Origin of the sequence: Paucibacter sp. DJ2R-2, assembly GCF_025717675.1 — a bacterium.
In the GTDB taxonomy this organism is placed as follows: Bacteria; Pseudomonadota; Gammaproteobacteria; order Burkholderiales; family Burkholderiaceae_C; genus Paucibacter_A.
Genome location: NZ_JAJIRT010000005.1, coordinates 355,433 through 371,647, shown reverse-complemented (window position 1 = coordinate 371,647; position 16,215 = coordinate 355,433). Strand labels below are relative to the sequence as shown.

The 16,215-nt window shown below is 64.4% G+C and carries 13 protein-coding genes; 4 read left to right on the top strand and 9 right to left on the bottom strand.

Going from position 1 to position 16,215, the window contains the following annotated elements; genetic code table 11:
* Positions 1–614: transposase (locus tag LNV28_RS14955; RefSeq protein ID WP_263568991.1), on the top strand; the 614-nt coding region annotated here is incomplete at its 5' end.
* Between the two features lie 526 nt (positions 615–1,140).
* The gene (locus LNV28_RS14950; RefSeq protein WP_263518812.1) at positions 1,141–1,455 is read left to right on the top strand and encodes a hypothetical protein; all 315 of its coding nucleotides are present in this window, start codon (positions 1,141–1,143) and stop codon (positions 1,453–1,455) included.
* Between the two features lie 257 nt (positions 1,456–1,712).
* On the opposite strand, the gene LNV28_RS14945 is transcribed toward LNV28_RS14950, so the two are convergent.
* The 4 genes from LNV28_RS14945 to LNV28_RS14930 form a co-directional block, all read right to left on the bottom strand.
* Positions 1,713–2,237, bottom strand: coding sequence for a DUF7482 domain-containing protein (locus tag LNV28_RS14945; RefSeq protein WP_263518814.1), 525 nt, complete (start codon positions 2,235–2,237; stop codon positions 1,713–1,715).
* A gap of 53 nt (positions 2,238–2,290) precedes the next feature.
* Positions 2,291–3,187: an HD-GYP domain-containing protein gene (locus LNV28_RS14940; protein WP_263518816.1), complete on the bottom strand. Its 897-nt coding sequence runs from the start codon at positions 3,185–3,187 to the stop codon at positions 2,291–2,293.
* Positions 3,188–3,312: 125 nt separating this feature from the next.
* Positions 3,313–3,861 (bottom strand): carboxymuconolactone decarboxylase family protein, encoded by a 549-nt coding sequence (locus LNV28_RS14935; protein ID WP_263518818.1) that lies wholly within the window; start codon positions 3,859–3,861, stop codon positions 3,313–3,315.
* A gap of 543 nt (positions 3,862–4,404) precedes the next feature.
* Entirely contained in the window at positions 4,405–6,345 is a 1,941-nt protein-coding gene (locus LNV28_RS14930; protein ID WP_263518819.1) for a CocE/NonD family hydrolase, read from the bottom strand.
* Position 6,346: 1 nt separating this feature from the next.
* Here LNV28_RS14930 and LNV28_RS14925 point away from each other — a divergent pair, with 1 nt between their 5' ends.
* A complete protein-coding gene (locus tag LNV28_RS14925) occupies positions 6,347–6,922 on the top strand; it encodes a nuclear transport factor 2 family protein (protein ID WP_263518821.1) in 576 nt (191 codons plus the stop codon).
* Between the two features lie 331 nt (positions 6,923–7,253).
* On the opposite strand, the gene LNV28_RS14920 is transcribed toward LNV28_RS14925, so the two are convergent.
* The 3 genes from LNV28_RS14920 to LNV28_RS14910 all read right to left on the bottom strand — a co-directional run bounded on the left by LNV28_RS14920 (position 7,254) and on the right by LNV28_RS14910 (position 12,944).
* Positions 7,254–9,044, bottom strand: coding sequence for an HDOD domain-containing protein (locus LNV28_RS14920; RefSeq protein WP_263518823.1), 1,791 nt, complete (start codon positions 9,042–9,044; stop codon positions 7,254–7,256).
* A gap of 133 nt (positions 9,045–9,177) precedes the next feature.
* A complete protein-coding gene (locus tag LNV28_RS14915) occupies positions 9,178–10,953 on the bottom strand; it encodes an HDOD domain-containing protein (protein ID WP_263518824.1) in 1,776 nt (591 codons plus the stop codon).
* A 167-nt stretch (positions 10,954–11,120) separates the two neighbouring features.
* Positions 11,121–12,944, bottom strand: coding sequence for a M4 family metallopeptidase (locus LNV28_RS14910; RefSeq protein WP_263518827.1), 1,824 nt, complete (start codon positions 12,942–12,944; stop codon positions 11,121–11,123).
* 430 nt (positions 12,945–13,374) lie between these two features.
* Here LNV28_RS14910 and LNV28_RS14905 point away from each other — a divergent pair, with 430 nt between their 5' ends.
* Positions 13,375–15,015, top strand: a complete 1,641-nt coding sequence (locus LNV28_RS14905) for a M20/M25/M40 family metallo-hydrolase (protein ID WP_263518828.1) — start codon at positions 13,375–13,377, stop codon at positions 15,013–15,015.
* Between the two features lie 25 nt (positions 15,016–15,040).
* Here LNV28_RS14905 and LNV28_RS14900 read toward each other — a convergent pair whose 3' ends face one another.
* Positions 15,041–15,226, bottom strand: coding sequence for a hypothetical protein (locus tag LNV28_RS14900; RefSeq protein ID WP_263518829.1), 186 nt, complete (start codon positions 15,224–15,226; stop codon positions 15,041–15,043).
* A 49-nt stretch (positions 15,227–15,275) separates the two neighbouring features.
* The gene (gene lpxC, locus LNV28_RS14895) at positions 15,276–16,211 is read right to left on the bottom strand and encodes a UDP-3-O-acyl-N-acetylglucosamine deacetylase (RefSeq protein WP_263518830.1); all 936 of its coding nucleotides are present in this window, start codon (positions 16,209–16,211) and stop codon (positions 15,276–15,278) included.
* Positions 16,212–16,215 lie beyond the last annotated feature (4 nt).

Genomic DNA, 16,215 nt, shown 5'->3' with positions numbered 1-16,215 from the left:
TTGCGGACGGCCAGATGCGCAAGCGCGATGAGCGCTTCGCGGATCAGGCCAAGCACAAGGCAAAGCCTGACCCCTTGCATGACAAAAAGGCAGGCGCCGACGAGCCGCCAGAGGGCCAGCACTTCCGGCCCAAGGACTTTCGCTTCAACGACGAAGACCACACGGCCACTTGCCCGGCAGGCCAGGTCTTGAACAGCAGCGGCCGCATCCACCTCACCGCCCGCGGCCAGCCCTACGAGACCTACATCGCTCAGGCGACGGACTGCAGCAGCTGCTCGCTGCGCTCCAAGTGCATCAAGACTCGAGGGCGCGATGACCAGACTCCGCTGACACGTGGCCGCCAAGTCAGCCGCTTCCTGCCCAAGGCCGCAGACCCCAGCCACCCGAGTGAGCGCATGCGCCAGGCCATCGATTCACCGCGGGGCCGGCAGTTGTACAGCCAACGCATCGGCACGGTGGAGCCGGTGTTCGCCAATCTGCGGCACAACAAGCGGCTGACTCGCTTGAACCACCGAGGGCAGGCCAAAGTGCGCACGCAGTGGAGCCTGTATTGCATGGTGCACAACATCGAGAAACTCTCGAAAGCGGGACTCGGGCAAATCGGAGTTCAATAACGCAGTCCACAGGCGGCACAATTGCACTCAGGTGCCGCTGGAGCGGCTTACAGACCCCAATTCACCGATGAACCCAGAAACTCGCCTTCGCCGACATTCACACGCCCAGAGTAGTGCGGGTGGTTGGGGATATCGGGTTATTGGACAGCCTCGTTAAAGCGCATGACCAGAGTACGCATCTTCATCTGGCCAGTTCTTCTGGTGTCCTACGCTGCACTATTTGCGGCAGCGATGCACGCGCTCTTCGGCAATTGGTCTGGCGCCGCGAGCCTTGGATTGTTCTTTGCTATCTTTGTCGGCGCTCCTTCCCTTGGGGGCTATGCCGGTTATCTCTGGCGAAAGAAGCTCATCCAAGGTTGGGTCAAAGCAGAGGCAGCACTTTGTGCCGCAATCCCTATCGTGGTAGTCCTGCTAATTGCGTCCGTTGCGTTGGTTGGCAAGCGGTAGTCGGCAATTAGGTCTGAACTGCGCTTTAACCTGTCGTTAGATCGAACCACCCAATACGCAGCAGCATCGGCTCTTCTCCATGCGCGACCACCCCGACTACGACGTTTCCGAATTTCTCCTTTGCGGCCTGTTCATCGCGGGGGCAGGAGCAAGTCTTGTGTGGGCAGGCGCGTCTTTGTACGAAGGCGAGAAGTTCAATGCAGCTGAAGGCGCCGGCCTTGCGCTGATGCTTCTTGGTGGTGGGGCGCATCCCAAGCAGTACCTCCTGGATTGCCTCACATTTCCGTTTTCCTTGGTCGAGAACTCGGGGCGGGAAACTCCAATCACTGTCTTGGCTGCGGGTGCAGGACTCTTGCTTTGGCTGTTTGGCGTGGCCGGGAATTACTGGGGATAGGCATGGGTTTAGGAATGGGCTCGCACTCCAAGTGCTCGCTCATCGGCTTCGTTGGCCAGGTGGCGGCCCGCCGGGCCGGCCCGAGCTGGCTAAACAACCCACCAACAGCTTCCAGCCCCAATAGCAAGACCTGACCCTTCACCCGGCACAAGCTCTCCTCCGCAGGCCTTGGCCTCTTTAAGAGTCGATCCACGCTGTGATCTGACTTCAATATGCGCCAGCCCGGCCCGGCTTCGCCCAAGCCTCGCCTGCTTGCGCTACTTTGTCCCGGCGATCGCCCGGCCGTCGACCGAGCGCGTGATCGGGCAGTTGACGATGATGTCTGTCATCTGCAGCGAGAGTTCCTGGGCTTCCACGGCGCTCAAGATCTGCTCCTCGGACTTCAACTCTCGCGCCTGAGCCGGCTGTTTCCACTTCACCAGCACCATGCGCCACAACGGGCTGTAGGAGGTGTCGGTGTTGCCCGGGCCGGTCGGCGAAGGGGCGGACTGAAAAACGGTGATCTGGGAGTCGTCGACGAATTTGTAGACCCGCTCCACCAACGAGGGTCGGCCGGGCGCCGGTAGGGCCAGGGCCAGCCGGGGTACGAGATTGACGCCCAGGGCCTGGGCCATGGCCGGATCCGAGATGTCCGTGGTCACATAGTCGACCTTGCGTCCGTCGAACCAGGCCTGGTGCAAGGGCAAGGACACCGTCGGCGACCGGCCCGCATCGGGCACGGCGCTGCAAGCGCAGAGCAGGACCGAGGCCAGAAGAGGCAAGTAAGTACGGGTACTGCGCATGGCTCTAGGTCCTAGAGATCTGGGGGTGGATGTAGGGATGGATACGAAAGCCTTCAGTCGCCCGCAATGGCATCGGCCCAATCGAGCACCAGGGCTTCGATCTGAGCGCGGTCCAGGCCGGGCTCCATCTCTACGGGCAAGGCTTGCTCGCCGCTTGGCTGGGCTTGCAAGCCCTGCTCGGCGGCGGCCCAGGTGAACCGGGCCGCGCAAGCGGGGCAGGCCAGGTGGTCGCCAGCGCGCGCGCTGCGCGTGCGCACCAGGGTCGGCCCGCAGGCGGGGCAGTGCTGCAGCGGAATGCCCTCATCGCTATGGCCGACCACCGCATCCAAGGCGCCGGCCCGCCCCATGCGTACAAACGTCGCCCCCAGCGCCCGGTCGAACTGCTGACCCAATTCCGACTCGATGATGTCGAGGGCCTTGGCGATGGGCATGCCCGCGCGGTAGGGCCTGGTGCTGGTCATGGCATCGAAGGCGTCGCAGATGCCCACCAGACGGGCATCGAGCGGAATCTCCGTGTCCGCCAGGCCCATGGGATAGCCGCGCCCGTTGGGCATTTCGTGGTGATGGTGAATCACGCCAACGACCATATCCGCCAAGGGATGGCCGGCCAGCATGCGTGCGCCCACGCGCGGGTGGGTCTTGATCGTTGCGAACTCTTCGTCGCTGAGCCGCCCCGGCTTGCGCAGGATGGCGTCGGGGATGCCGACCTTGCCCAGGTCGTGCAGAAAGCCGGCCATGGCGATGCGGCTGGCCTCGCGCGGCGTGCTGCCCGAGGCCAGGGCCAGTGCATGCGCCATGCGAGCCACGCGCCAAAGGTGGCCGCCGGTGTAGGGGTCGCGCGCCTCGACCATCCAGGCCGAGACCAGCAAGCTGGCCAGCAAAGCCTGGCGCTGGCTCGCCAGCTGCTGGCGCAGGCCTTGCACTTCATTCGAGGACGGTTCAGAACTCATGATGGCTCTTGGTGTCGTGTTGCCGGCTGGCACTGGCAGCCATGGTAGACCCAAGACCGACTTGGGGCCTGCGTGAGAAACGCTCACAGGCCCAATTCACTGTGGCCGGGATGGCGAGCGGCGGCTCAGGCCGCGGCCTTGGCGGTGACCACGGGGAAGTCGATGTCGGTCTGGGCCACGTTGTTGACGTAGTTGGTCAGCACATTGAGGGCCACGTTCACCACGATCTCCAGCACGGCGGCCTCGTCGAAATCGGCGGCGCGCAAGGCCGCCAGATCGGCATCGGCGACACGGCCGCGCGACTCGGCCACGCGGCGGGCGAACTGGAGCGCAGCCGCGGTGCGCGCGTCGTCGGAGTGCGCCGCGCGGGCAGCGTCGACTTCGCTTGCGCTGATCTTGGCTACGTTCGCCGCCAGATAGCTGTGGGCCGAAAGGCAGTAGTCGCAGCCGTTGAATTCGGCCACGGTCAGGGCGATGCGTTCGCGCAGCTGCACGCTCAGCTTGCCCTTGGCCAGCGCGCCGCTCAGCGACAGATAGCCTTCCAGCGCAGCGGGGCTGTGACCCACCAGCTTCATCAGATTGGGCACCACGCCCAGTTGCTTGTGGACGGCAGCCAGCAGGGGCTTGGTGGCCTCAAGGGATTGCTCGACGCTAGGGATGCTGATGCGGGACATGGTCAATCTCCAGATGGGTTTAAAAAGTGGTTTCGCGGAGGGTATCCGCTGCGTATTCAGCGAATGACTGAACTGTCGTTGAATCGGTCGATGAATAGAATCACCAGCAAATCCAATACACCGTTACGCAAGAGGGAACAGTTGGACCGACCGCATCTCTTCAGTTTCTTGGTGGCGGTGGTCGGTGCCTGCGGTTTTGCTGGCGCGGCGCGCAAGCTGGGCATCTCGCCGCCGGCGTTCACGCGGTTCGTGCGGATGCGTGAAGCCGGTCCACATCGGGGAGAGGCCGGCGCCCGAGTGGCGCTTCAAGCTGGATGGGAATGCCCACACGGTCAAACTGGCGCCGCGCCTGCTGACCACCACCAAGGGCTCGGCCAATGCGGCCGCGGTGTGCGGATTCGGCCTGATCCAGGCGCGCATAGGACTGAAGCCCCAAAGGGCCCAGCACCGGAAGCTGCCGGTATCGCTTCTTTTTGCTTCCACGAGCGGCGCGGCGCGGCGCGACAGCCACGCTCGTCAGATGCCACGCCATTCAGTCGACGATCATGGCCCCGTCCGCAAAATCGGCACGGTGATGAAGCTACGGTTCGACCACTCAACCTTCAGCGGCCCCGTTGCGTCGGCGATGGTTTCGTCACTGACGTCTTTGCCGGTGCCGTAGTTCAGTTGAGAAAACGGATTCTTGTTCACATTCAGGTAGGCGACCAGGCGGCTGCCTTTGGCCATGCGCTTGCTGACCAGTTTCGTCGAACCGAGGGGAATGCGTTCGACACGTCCCGGCGTGAGCAAGACGCGCCGTGCAGGGTCTTTGGCGTAGCTGGCGCGCTTGATCACATAGGACAGGTGGAAGTACTTGCCCTCCGGTGTCAGTTCGTACAGGGTGACACCGACGTCGAAGTCACGCTTGTTGATGCGCGCGAGAATCTCGCCGCCGAAGGCGCCGTTGTACAGCACCTCGTCTGCAAACGGTTCGCTGACAAAGACATGGCCGCTGCTCCTGTCGATGTCATCCGTGACGATGGACCCAGGGTAATAGCTGTTGTTCCACTGCTGGCGGTCTTTCAGGTCCACCTCTTGCGTGAGGAAGGCCTGCTTGCCAGGCCTTGCGGCATCCAGGCGCGACCCACGCAAGAAAAGCTTGAGCGTCTGCTGGCTCATCGCTTCCAGTGACGGCGCGCTGCCCCACCGGTCCGTGCCCATCACCTGGTAGTTGATCTTGTCCTTCAACACCGAGGGTTTGGGGCCACCCTTCAAGACATGGTCCAGCCATTGGTAGGTGATGGCCTTGGTATCGATCAGTGCGGCTGCCGGCACGTCCAAGCCATTGATGACCTTCTCACCGCCCCGCTGGGCGCCGAAGTGGCCGTAGGGGCCGATGATCAGGTAATGCTCGGCCTTGGGCACATGGCGCACGTGCTCGCGCAGATAGTCCAGGCCGGACACCTGAGAGTCGTTGTAATAGCCATCGACCGAAAGCACCGGTATCCGAATCTGCTTGAACTCCTCACCATACGGGGCCATGGCCTGCCAATAGCTGTCGTAGGACGGATGCTGCAGCCAGCGTTGCAGCAGGGGATTGGGCGTGCCATCGAGCTTGTCGATGCTGCGGTAGGCCGCGCCGCTGTTCCACCAAGCGAACTGCAAGTTGCGGAAGCGATCACGGTCCTGGTTGACCTCTTCATCCAGACTCTTGTTGTTACTAACGTAGAAGGCCCACTGATAGTTCGGATTGATGAAGATATTGTTCTCCATCGGCAAACCCATGCCCGGGCGATTTGCCACATAAGGCACGATGGTCTTGAGGGCGGGATGCAGCTTCTTGGCCGCCGCCCATTGGGTGAAACCGTTGTAACTGCCACCGAACATTCCGACCGCACCATTGCTCCAGGGTTGGCGACTGATCCAGTCGATCGCGTCATAGGCATCACTGCCGTCGTGCTCGTAGGGGGCTATGGCGTCCGGGCTCAGATACTTGCCGCGGCTGTAGGCGATCATGGCCACATAGCCACGGTCGGCAATCTCTTTCAAACTGGCCAGGTCGCGTTCCGGGCGGACGTAGATCGTGAACTGCAAGACCGTGGGCAAGGGAGCCGTCGCATCCTTCCGACGAACCAGAATGCCAGAGACCGTCGCACCGTCACGCGTCTTGAGCAAGAGCTTGTCCTGCACGTCGTAAACGCTGCCCAGCTCAGGCTGTGCTTGAGCTGTGTCCGCCATGCAGAGCAGGAAGGCGAACACGAACGCGAATGTCGCATGCCATATCTTCACAGCCATCATTTCAGAGCATGGTTCAGTGATCTTGTCCAAGAACGGTGATGCTAACGGCCTGACGCTTGTACCGATGAGCGCGAAGGTCGCAGCTTGGCGTCTCCCATGGGAATTCCTCGATAGCGGCTTGATTCGCCCTTGGATAGCATGCCGGCGCGCGACCTTTGCATTCAGCGGCTCGCCACGCCCATCGAGATACACAACACAGGAGAGCATCTTGCGATTCCTCGTCTTCTCAGTACTCGCCGCCTCAGTCGTTTCGCTTGCTGGTGCAAGCCCGCCCGATCAGCCCAGCACGGCCGCGTCGCCGGTGGGCCTCGCTCACATACCCGCAGCGCCGCCTGCGGCAAACACCGACGGTTTGCAGTCCGGTGAGTTGTTCGACGCCCTGGCGCAGATGGACCGTTCCCTCTTCGAAGCCTCTTTCGAGACCTGCGACGCGGCAAAAGCCAACGCCATCTTCACCGACGACGTTGAGTTCTATCACGACCAAACTGGTCTGGCGGTCGGTGAACAAGTACGCGAGAACACCCGCCGACTCACCGCTTCGTGCCCCGGTCACCGGGGTGTCAAGCGAACGCTCGTGCCTGGTAGCTTGAGGGTGTATCCGATCCACGGATACGGCGCCGCGCAGATCGGGATGCATCGGTTTGACGAGCGAGGCGCCAGCACGAGCAGCATGGCAAAGTTTGTCAATCTCTGGCGCTTCCAAGACGGGCGTTGGCGGCTCGCACGAGTGATGAGTCTGGACCATCGCCCCGTTCCCCCGCTGGCGCCTGTGGCAGCCAATTAGCCCGGGTGTTTCACGCAGGCAGTCCTAGCAAGCTACTGCATGGGCATACCCAGCACTGGCGCCTTCGATTACTCGCTGCTGTTCCTGGCCGATCACTTTTTCTTTCTCGTGTACCGCGGCGGTGCGTCACCGGGCAAGCATGTCCAAAACATCACGGGGGTCACGCCTGAGGGCCTACCGACTGCCGCAGCAGTTGTTCTACCTCGGCAGAGGAATGCCCAGGACTAGCCCAGGTTTACCAAGCAACCGACTCACGACTCACGACTCACGACTCACGACTCACGATTCACGACTCACGATTCACGATTCACCTGCCCACCTGTTCACCTGCTCAGCCCTTCCCCCCACCAAACCTCATCGCCATCACCACCTGATTGCGCAAGGTCTTGAGCAGGGTCAGCTCGCGCTCGCTGATATGCAAGGTGCCCGCCTCGGCGCGGTCGCCATAGAAGGTGCCCAAGACCTGGCCGCCTGCAACCATGGGCAGCAACACAAAGGTGCCGGCGCGGACCTGCTGGCGGTGCCAGGCGGGCAAGCGCTGGGCGATCACGGGGTCGGCGGTGTCGGAGATCAGCGTATCGGCGCCCTTGCTGCAGAGCAGGCCGAACAGCTCCGTCGGCGGGGCCAGCGGTATGTCGAACAGCGGCGCCAGCACGGTGGCCCGCTCGCCCAGGCCCATCCGGCCCTTGAGGTAGGAGCCGCCATGGCTGGCGTCGCGCAGGCAGACGATGACGCGCTGCAGGTTCAGCGCCTCGTGCATCTGCTTCATGCACAGCTGCAGCAGCTGGCCCGGTGCGGCGCCGGACAAGACCATTTCGCTGAGCTGCTCCAGCGCGCTGGACAAAGCTTCGGCCATGGCCGGGTTGGCCGCCGCCGGGCGCGCCGCCGGGCGGGGTGCAGCGGCCGCAGGCGCCGGTGCAGCTTTGTTCGCAGGGGTCGCCAGATCGCCGGGCTTGGCCGGCTTGGAGGAACTGCTTGACTTGCCAGCCGCAGCCGGCGCAGCCACGACGGCGCCAAAGCCCAGGGTCTGGGCCAGATCGTCCCAGACCTGCTTGACGCTCTCGACCGCCTCGGGCATGGGCTCGGGGTCCAGGCCCAAGGGCACGGCCAGCTCGGCGGCGAAGCGCTCGACGCAGGCCTTGCGGGCCTCGGCGCGCTCCTCGGGGCTGCCCGAGTGCGGCAGCTTGAGCAGCTGGGCGGCCAGGTCATTGGCGGCGGTGCAGAGTACGCGTTGGTACTCCTCGGGGCTGCAGGCGCGCTCCAGATTGCTGGGGCGCAGCGTGCGCATGCCCATGCGCACCGATTCGGGCCAGCCCCATTGCCGCGCCACTTCGATGGCGATGTCCTCCAGCCCCTGGCCCCATTGCTCGCGGGCCAGTTTTTCGCGCCCCTCCTGCCAAGCCAGGCTGCCCTCGGCCAGTTCGCGGGCCTGCAAGGCAGCCTCAATGGCCTCCATGTCATCGGCAAAGTGCAAGCCGGCCAGCATGCCGCCCAGGTTCTGGAACAAGGCAATCAGGTAGGCGCCGTCGAGTTGCTTGCTGCTGTTGCAGAACTGGTGGGCCAACAAGGCCGCCAGCTGGGCACGGCCGAACTCCTGGCGCAGGCGGTTGCCATCGGCGCCCTTGGGCAGACGCTCGAACAGCATCAAGGAATTGGCCACCATGCCTATGGTCTGGAAGCCCATCAAGGCCACGGCGCGCTGCAAGCTGGTGATGCTGCCGCCGCCGGCCGAGCTGTAGAAAGCGGCATTGACCAGGCGCAGCAGCTTGGCCGTCATGGCCACATCGTCGGAGATGGCGCCGCTCAGCGCGCGCGCGTGCGCGTTCTCGGAACGGGCAATCTTTTGCAGCAGCCGGGTCGAGTCCTTCATGGAGGCGAAATCGGCATGCTTGGCGATGCGCTGCATCAGGCGCTGCAGGCGCGCCTCGCGCTCGGCGGCGGCGCGATCTTCGGCTTCCTGGGCGGCCTGGCGCTCGGCGGCCAGCCGGGCAGCCTCGGCTTCGGCGGCTGCCAGTGCAGCAGGGTCAGCAGGGTCAGCAGCTAGGTCCACGGCAGCTTCGGCCACGGGAGAATCGGGACTGGCCGAGGCCAGGGCCTCTGTGGCGCTCGTTTCTGAGTTCATTGTCTTTTTGGAGGCAGCGGATGACAGACCCTGATTCATCGGCCGTTGCCGCCCGAACTCAATCCATGCTTGTGCGCAGTGCGCCGCCGGGTCGCCCCCACGCGCCCAAATGCCAACAATTCACGCGGGCGCCTCAACTGCCAGGGGCGGCGCCGCCAAAGCGCATGGCCATCACGACCTGGTTGCGCAGGGTCTTGAGCAGGCGCAGCTCGCGTTCGCCGATCTGCAGGCGGCCGGCCACGGCCTGGTCGCCGTAGAAGGCGCCGAGCACTTGATCGCCGGCCACCATGGGCAAGAGCACAAAGGTCTGGGCGCGCACCTGCTTGCCGTACCAGGGCGGCAGGCGCTGGGCAATGACGGGGTCGGAGGCGTCCGAGATCAAGGTGTCGGCACCCTTGCTGCAAAGCAGGCCGAACAGTTCGCTGGGCGGTTTGAGCGGGATGTCGAACACCGGCGCCAACTCCTGTGCCCGATCACCCATGCCCATGCGGCCGCGCAGGCCGCCGCTGGCGGGGTCACGAAGACAGACGATGACACGTTGCAGCTGCAAAGCGTCTTGCATTTCCTTCATGCACAGCTGCAGCAGCTTGGCCGCCGGCGCACCGGACAGCACCAGCTCGCTGACGCGCTCGAGCGCGGCCGACAAGGCCTCGGCCATGACGGGGTTGGCGGGCGCCGGTGCGGCGGCAGGCCGGGCCGCTGGGGTGGGCGCCGGGGCAGGCTTGGCGGCGGCCTTCTCAGGCGCTTTCTCGGACGCCTTTTCGGCAGTCTTGGCTTTGACCGGCACTGGCACCGGGTCGAAGCCCAGGGCCTTGGCCAGATCGTCCCAGACCAGCTTGACCTGCTCGACCACGGCGGGCAGGACCTCGGGATCGAGATTCAGGGGCACGCCCATCTCAGCGGCAAAGCGTTCGACACAGGCTTTGCGCGCCTCGGCCCGCTCCTCGGCATTGCCGCCACCGGGCAGGCGCAGCAAGTCGCCGGCCAGCCGGTTCGCCGCCGTGCAGAGCACGCGCTGGTATTCCTCAGGCCCAGCCGGCCGCTCCAGGCTGCTGGGCGCCAGGCTGCGCATGGCCTGGCGAACGGAATCGGGCCATCCCCAACTCTTGGCCACCTCGACACCGATTTCCTCGAAGCCCAGGCCCCATTGCTGGCGCGCCAGCTTTTCGCGCTTGTCATGCCAAGCGGGTTCGCCTTCAAGCAGGCCCTCGGCTTGCAGGCGTGCCTCGATGGCGGCCGTGTCCTCGGCGAAGTGCATGCCAGCGAGCATGCTGCCGAGGTTCTGGAACAGGGCATTCAGGTAAGCGCCTTCGATGTGCTTGCTGCTATTGCACATCTCATGCGCCAGCAAGGCCGCCATCTGGGCACGGCCGAACTCCTGGCGCAGGCGGTTGCCGTCGGCCGTCTTGGGCAGGCGCTCGAACAGCATCAGGGAGCTAGCCACCATGCCTATGGTCTGGAAACCCATCAAGGCGACCGCGCGCTCCATGCTGGTGATGTTGCCGCCACCGGCCGAGCTGTAGAACGCGGCGTTGACCAGGCGCAACAGTTTGCCGGTCATGGCGATGTCATTGGAGATCTCGCCGGTCAGGGCACGGGTGTGCGCCTTCTCGGAGCGGCTGACCTTTTGCATGGAACGGACCGAGTCCTTCATGGACGCGAAGTCGGCATGGGCGGCGATCTTCTGCATCAGGCGCTGCAAGCGCGCTTCGCGCTCGGCGGCCTCTTTTTCCTCGGCCTCGCGTTGGGCTGCCAGGCGCTCGGCTTCCTCGGGGTCGATGGCAGCTGCTGCCTCGGCTTCCTGGCCCGGTGCCGCCTCCAGAGCTGCGCCGGCATCAGCAGGCGCCTCAGCGTCGGGTGGCGGGAGCGCGTCGGCGTCCCGTTCTTGCGAGCCAGAAGAAGAAGTCATGGATGTGCTTCCCACCGAGCGGCGTAAAGATTCGGAGCCGCGATCTTCGCACCACCCACGCTCGCGCCCAAAGCACAAAAAGCAAGGCCGATCCTGCGCATGTCAGGACCGGCCTTGCCGTGGTTCAGCAGAAAGCCACGGCCCGGAGACCGCGGCAGCGCTCAAACTCAGTTGTGGTTGGCGACCAAGCTGGCACCCGAGACTGCGGCATAGGCATTCAGCAGCAGGTAGTAGGTGCCGGCCTTGGGGGCTGCGACCGTGATGGTCTCGGTGTTGGTCGAGCCATCCGACTTCAGCTCAAAGCTGGTCGTGGTCGGAGCCGAGCCGAACTTCAGGTAGATGTCGCCATCACCCGTACCGCCCGAGAGCTTGAAGGTCAGGTTCTTGGCACCGGCCGGCACGACCAGGGTGTAAGTCAGCTTGCCACCCTTGGCCAGGCTGATGCCAGTCTTGGCCACGCCCTTGGTCAGGGGGATGGCGGACGGCGGCGGCGTGGTGCCGCAGCTAACGCCCACGGCCGAGAAGGCTGCGGTGACATCGGCAGTGGCGTAGCCTCGGGCGGTGGCCGCCTTCTCAACACCGCAAGCGCCCTGGTTGAAGGTGCTGCTGGCCGTCCAATACAAGCGGTTGGCATCGACCATCACTTCGAATGCCTTGCGAGTGTTCCAGCCGGGCTTGGTAGCCAGCAAGTAGAAGGCCTTGTTGTACACGCCGCTGGACAGGTGCACGTCCAAGCCGTTGTAGTAGTTGGCGGCGTTGGCGATCGAGCGACCGTCGCGGGTCGGGTCGGCGAAGTAGCGCAGGGCACCCGTGGCCTTGAAGATCTCACTGCCGACCAACCAGTCGTTGGTGCCCTTCATGAAGTACTCGGCGGCTTCGCCGGCCATGTCGGAGAAGGCCTCGTTCATGCCGCCCGACTGGTTGGAGTACACCAGGCCCGAGTTCTGCTCGGTGAAACCGTGGCTGACTTCGTGCGCGGACACATCCAGCGACACCAGGGGGTAGAAGGTGGAGGCGCCGTCACCGAAGTGCATGGCCGAGCCGTCCCAGAAGGCGTTTTCGTAGTTGCTGCTGTAGTGCACCTTCATGTACAGGGTCTGGCTGATCGGGCGGATGTTGAACCAGCCCTGGTACATATTGAAGACCACATTGCCGAAGTAATGCGCGTCGTTCAGCGGCGAGTAGGCGCCGTTGGTCAGCTTGTACTCGTTGCGAGGGCAGGTGAACTTGAAGGGCGTGCTGCCGGTGGTGCCACCCTTCAGGTCGACGGTGATGACGTTGCCGCTGTTCATCTGGCAATCGGCGGTCACGACCAGGGGGCCGTAGGTGGTGCCGTACTCGTACTTGCCGGTCTTGGTGTTGCCGCCGGGGCCGGTGGCATTGGCGTGGTTCAGGCCTTCCCACTGCTCAAGCACGGCGCCGCTGTTGGCGTCGATCAGCAGGTGCGGGCGGCTGGGCTCATCGCCGTGGCTGGTCAGGAAGTTCACCAAATAGACCAGCTGCGCCACGCCTTTGTCGTTGAGCTTGACAAAGAGCTTGACCTGCTCGTTGCTGGTCTTGCTGACTTTGGAGGCATCTTTGGCCTGGCTCTTGGCCACGGCCAACACGGCTTGCTCGCTCAGGCTGGGCTGCACATGGCCCAGGTCCTGGTTGATGTTGCGAACCAGAGCGCCCGAGAAACTGGGCGTGCGGCTGCCCTTGGACAGGTGCTCGACCACGGCTTCGCCCCAGATGGGCACGCCTTGGTAGTGCTGCTCGTAGCGGGTGACCACCAGGCCGCTGGAGTAAGTCTGGCTGCGCAGGGGCTTGAGCTCGTCGGCAGCCAGGCCCAGTGCGGCCGGGCCGGTGACGCCGCGGGCGGCCACCAGGCCGACGCGTGCCAGGTCAGCGCCTTCGAGTTCGACGCGGTCAGCCGCCATGGCCTGGCAGGCCAAAGAAGCGGCGGCGGCCAGCAGTGCGCTGCGGGCCAAGAGTTTGAAAGTTGCTTGCATGGTGGTTCGACTCCTAGGAATGAAGGCTTGTCAGCCCATGTTTGTAGACCCGGCAGACCGGTGAGTGGCTTGCGGGCCGGCAAGGTCAAACCCTGGATCGCAAGGCCGTGCCCCTCACCGTCTGACCCCGGTCGCCGTGCCGCAGCACCAGTCGCCGCGGCCGCCGCCCGCCACGTTTGAAGGCAGCCGGTCAGTGGGAGCGAATCCTAGTGACGGGCGGTTTCCGCACAAGCTGTAAGAACTGACATCCGCATTCGCCCCAATTTCACGAAGAGGTGATAAGGGAGGATGGTTGCGCGCTCGGCAAGGCCCTCAACACCGGCTGGCCGAAGCCGCGGCGAACCCGCGTTCTGCGGCAAGCCCCAAGCGGCACTGGCGCCTGCGCCGGCCGGCACAGGCCTGCACCCACACCCACAAGGAGACCTTGACCATGCCCACCCTGCACTCCCTTCAGCGCCCGCGCACCTGGCTGGCCCCAGCCTTGGCCGGCCTGCTGGCACTCAGCCCCCTGCTCAGCCCCAGCGCCATGGCCCAGACCACCAAAGCCAGCAAGCCCGCGGCCAGCAACAAGGTCTGGATCAGCCTCGGCGATGCCGCCTTCAAGGAGCTGCAACGCGTGCATCCGGCCGCCCGCTCCAACGCCAGCGTCGACGCACTGGCCTCGGTGAGCGAGACCGCCGGTGACGCCACGGCAGCGCGCCAGCCCGAACGCGTGCACCTGGTCGAAGTGGAAGAGGCAGTCCTGAGCCAGCTCTCGGCCGCGGTGCATGAGAAGCTGCGCCGCTGCGGCGGCTATATGTTCCACGCGAGCCAGGCCGAGGGTCAGCGCAGCCTGAGCGCCTTGAGCCGCCCCATGCAGCCCCTGGTTGCCGCCACGCGGCCCAGCTATGTGATCGACCAGCAAACCCTGGTCACGCCCATGCTGGCACAAATGCAGGCCAGCAATATCGGCCAGACCATCCTCGACCTGTCGGCCAACACCAACCGCTACTACACGACCAGCGGCGGCACCAATGCGTCGAACTGGCTGAAGAACCGCTGGACCACCTTGGCCGGCGGGCGCAGTGACATCACGGTAGAGCAGTTCACCCATGCCAGCTGGCCGCAGAAGTCGGTCATCCTGACCTTCAAAGGCACGGACAACGCCGCCCAAGTGGTCGTGCTGGGCGCTCATCTGGACTCCATCGTCAGTTCGGGCACGAGCGAAACCACGCGGGCGCCGGGCGCCGACGACGACGCCTCGGGCGTGGCCAGCCTGACCGAAATCATCCGCACTCTGGTGGCCAGTAACTTCAAGCCTCGGCGCACCCTGAAGTTCATGGCCTATGCGGCCGAAGAGGTGGGCTTGCGTGGCTCGGCAGAGATCGCGCGCAGCTTTGCCGCGGCCAACACCAATGTGGTCGGCGTCATCCAGCTGGACATGACGAATTACAAAGGCGCCGCCAATGACATCTACATCTTCACGGACTACACGGACGCCGGCCAGAACACCTTCGTCACCAACCTGATCAAGACCTATCTGCCAACCCTGAAGATCGGCACGGACCGCTGCGGCTACGCCTGCTCGGACCATGCCAGCTGGAACGCGCAAGGCTACTTCGCGACCATGCCGTTTGAGTCCTCGTTCGCGGCCGACAACCCCTACATCCACACCGCCAACGACACCTATGCCAACACCGGCAGCAATGCCGAGCACTCGCTCAAGTTCGCGCGCATGGCCCTGGCCTATGCGGTGGAACTGGGTGCCGACGGCCCTGGCACGCCGCCGCCTGGTGACAAAGTGGAAAACTTCAGCGGCAGCCTGACCCTGAACCAAACCCGGAGCTTCGGCCCCTTCAAGGTCAAGGCCGGCGGCACGTTCAAGGCCAGCACCACCGGCACCGGCGACATCGACTTGTTCGTCAAGAAAGCCGCTGTGCCCACGACGGCCAGCTATGACTGCAAGAGCGATGGCAACACCGCCACCGAGACCTGCAGCATCAACGCGGCGGCCAACAGCGATGTCTATGTGTTGCTGAAAGGCTATACCGCCGGCAACTACCAGCTGACGGTCAGCTACACGGCGCAGTAAGCCGCACGCAGCCGGGGCGGCGGGCTCACAACATCAGGGCCAGCCGCTCCAGCACCAGCACCGCGAAAAAACCCAGCGCGGCCAGCAGCGTCCACTTGACGATGAGCAGGCCGCGCCGCCGCCAGACCTTCTGCCCGGTAGCGATATAGATGGCAAAGCTGACGATGCCGGCAAACATCAGCAGGCCGGCAACGAGGCGAAAAATCATCATGAGCAAGCTCCAAGCCTGAGCGCCCGCAGCTGCGGCCGCAGGAAACAGATCACCACGCCGGCGCCAGCTGCGCGAAGCCTTGAGGTGCGCGGGCTTCGTCCTCGAAAGTGACGAGCTCGTAGGCCTCGGCATCGGCCAGCAAGGCACGCACCAGCTTGTTGTTCAGGGCATGACCGCCCTTGAACGAGGTGTAGGCGGCCAGCAGCGGATAGCCCGCCACCTGCATATCGCCAATGGCGTCGAGGATCTTGTGCTTAACGAACTCGTCGTCATAACGGAGTCCGTCAGCGTTCAGGACACGGTAGTCGTCGACGACGATGGCGTTGTCCATGGAGCCACCGAGGGTCAGGCCGCGGCTGCGCATCAGCTCGATATCGCTGGTCATGCCGAAGGTGCGGGCACGAGCGATTTCCTTCTTGTACTGGCCCGAGCCCATGTCGAAGACATACTGCTGGCCGGTGGCCGACACGGCCGGGTTGTCGAACTCGATCTGAAAGCTCAAGGTGTAGCCGTGGTGCGGCTCCAGGCGCGCCCACATCAGGCGCTTGCCCTCGCCCTGGCGCACTTCCACCGCCTTCTTGACGCGCAGGAACTTCTTGGCCGCGTTCTGCTGCTCGATGCCGGCGCTCTGCAGCAGGTAGACAAAACTGGCGGCCGAACCGTCGAGGATGGGCACCTCGTCGGCATTGATGTCCACATAAAGATTGTCCAGACCCAGGCCGGCACAGGCCGACAGCAGATGCTCAATGGTCTGCACCTTGGGTGCGCCGGGGTCGCCACCGGGGCTGATGGTGGTGGCCATGCGGGTGTCACAAACGGTGTCGGGGCGCACGGGAATGTCCACCGGCGTACACAGATCGACGCGGCGGAAGACGATGCCGGTGTCGGGCGCCGCCGGCCTGAGGGTCAGTTCGACGCGCTGGCCGCTGTGGATGCCAACGCCAACCGCCTTGGTCAGCGCCTTCAGGGTTCTTTGTTTCAGCATGCCT

Excerpts from the sequence above, each read along its gene's own strand:
- LNV28_RS14950 (WP_263518812.1), top strand. The coding sequence starts at position 1,141 with ATGCGCGACCACCCCGACTACGACGTTTCCGAATTTCTCCTTTGCGGC.
- LNV28_RS14945 (WP_263518814.1), bottom strand. The coding sequence starts at position 2,237 with ATGCGCAGTACCCGTACTTACTTGCCTCTTCTGGCCTCGGTCCTGCTC.
- LNV28_RS14940 (WP_263518816.1), bottom strand. The coding sequence starts at position 3,187 with ATGAGTTCTGAACCGTCCTCGAATGAAGTGCAAGGCCTGCGCCAGCAG.
- LNV28_RS14935 (WP_263518818.1), bottom strand. The coding sequence starts at position 3,861 with ATGTCCCGCATCAGCATCCCTAGCGTCGAGCAATCCCTTGAGGCCACC.
- LNV28_RS14930 (WP_263518819.1), bottom strand. The coding sequence starts at position 6,345 with ATGCTCTCCTGTGTTGTGTATCTCGATGGGCGTGGCGAGCCGCTGAAT.
- LNV28_RS14920 (WP_263518823.1), bottom strand. The coding sequence starts at position 9,044 with ATGAACTCAGAAACGAGCGCCACAGAGGCCCTGGCCTCGGCCAGTCCC.
- LNV28_RS14915 (WP_263518824.1), bottom strand. The coding sequence starts at position 10,953 with ATGACTTCTTCTTCTGGCTCGCAAGAACGGGACGCCGACGCGCTCCCG.
- LNV28_RS14910 (WP_263518827.1), bottom strand. The coding sequence starts at position 12,944 with ATGCAAGCAACTTTCAAACTCTTGGCCCGCAGCGCACTGCTGGCCGCC.
- LNV28_RS14905 (WP_263518828.1), top strand. The coding sequence starts at position 13,375 with ATGCCCACCCTGCACTCCCTTCAGCGCCCGCGCACCTGGCTGGCCCCA.
- LNV28_RS14900 (WP_263518829.1), bottom strand. The coding sequence starts at position 15,226 with ATGATGATTTTTCGCCTCGTTGCCGGCCTGCTGATGTTTGCCGGCATC.
- lpxC (WP_263518830.1), bottom strand. The coding sequence starts at position 16,211 with ATGCTGAAACAAAGAACCCTGAAGGCGCTGACCAAGGCGGTTGGCGTT.